At 45.9% G+C, this 1,230-nt stretch carries 2 protein-coding genes and 1 pseudogene; 2 read left to right on the plus strand and 1 reads right to left on the minus strand.

The annotated features are described in order from the left end of the window. Positions 1-145 (plus strand): annotated as a pseudogene (locus F6K49_RS50515) (cytochrome c-550); the annotation flags it as partial. 223 nt (positions 146-368) lie between these two features. After that, a complete protein-coding gene (psbV2, locus tag F6K49_RS50520) occupies positions 369-950 on the plus strand; it encodes a photosystem II cytochrome PsbV2 (RefSeq protein WP_293052966.1) in 582 nt (193 codons plus the stop codon). Between the two features lie 16 nt (positions 951-966). On the opposite strand, the gene F6K49_RS50525 is transcribed toward psbV2, so the two are convergent. Then, the gene (locus F6K49_RS50525; RefSeq protein WP_293052969.1) at positions 967-1,146 is read right to left on the minus strand and encodes a hypothetical protein; all 180 of its coding nucleotides are present in this window, start codon (positions 1,144-1,146) and stop codon (positions 967-969) included. Between the last annotated feature and the right edge of the window lie 84 nt (positions 1,147-1,230).

The raw sequence follows: 1,230 nt of genomic DNA on the forward strand, positions 1-1,230 counted from the left end.
ATTTCATCCAAGCACTAAGAGTGCTGATGTTTTTCCGTATATGAGGAATGTCTCCCAAGATGACCTCCGTAATATGGCTGGTTATATTCTCTATGAGATCAACCAGAGACCCGACACCTGGGGTTGTGGTAAGGTCTGTAACTAATTACGTTTGTTTGTACAGAGGTTAGGAAGCAGCTAGCGAAAGGCTTTATGCTTATTTAAGCAGCAAGGGCAGAGGCTTTTTCTTTTGGCAGTTACGGGTTAGGGCTTAGGGCTTAGGGGTTAACCAAAATCAATAACCCTAGCTTCTTTAACTAGACCTGATTCGCTAATAGAAGAAGCCGCTGCCCTGTTGCTCAATCAGTACATATCACTTTACATACTCAATGCTCCGTAGATTATTAGACTTCTTTGAGAAGTTGGGAACAGTGGACAACAATTCACGGGAAAAGTATCAAAAAACTACTTTCGCAAGAGGTCTATTCGTATCAATCCGTTATTTGCTAGTGGTTCTGGTGTTCTGCCTAGGGACATGGACGGTTAGTTCACCAGCTGAGGCTGCGGTTAACCAATATGTCAGGCGCTACCTAGATGTGGCAGAACCTGTAGCGATTGCTGTAGATGGCAAGGGAGAGACTAAGCTGTTTAATGGCGAAGACTTGTCTGTTGGTATAAAATTGTTTTCCCAAAATTGCCAGATGTGTCATGTGGGAGGAACTAATCTTATTGATCCCACCGTGTCTCTATCTCTGAAGAGACTAGCTAAGGCAACACCACCTCGAGATAATCTCAATGGTTTCATTGCTTTTATGAGGCAACCGAAGACCTATGATGGTAAAGATGATAGCTTCTCGTGCCGCAAAGTCCGAGAGAGTTGGATACCACAGGAGGAAATCGAGAAATTAGCGGCATTTGTGATCAGAGCCGCACAGAAAGGACCAGGATGGGGCAGTGAGGATTTATTTTAAGCCTACTGGTTGACACCTATACAGGGAATCGGGAATCGGGAATCGGGAATCGGGAATCGGGAATCGGGAATCGGGAACAGCGGATCTCGGAACAGGGAATAGCAATAATATTTGATTCTCTCTTGATGCAGTCGTTCATGGGGGAAACCCCATGAACGACTGCATAGCTTTCAATACTGAAATTGATTGTTATCACTTCCGACACTCCTGACTCCCGACTCCCGACTCTCGACTCCCGACTCCCGACTCCCGACTCCCGACTCTCGACTCCCGACTCCCG

This window comes from Moorena sp. SIO3I6 (assembly GCF_010672095.1).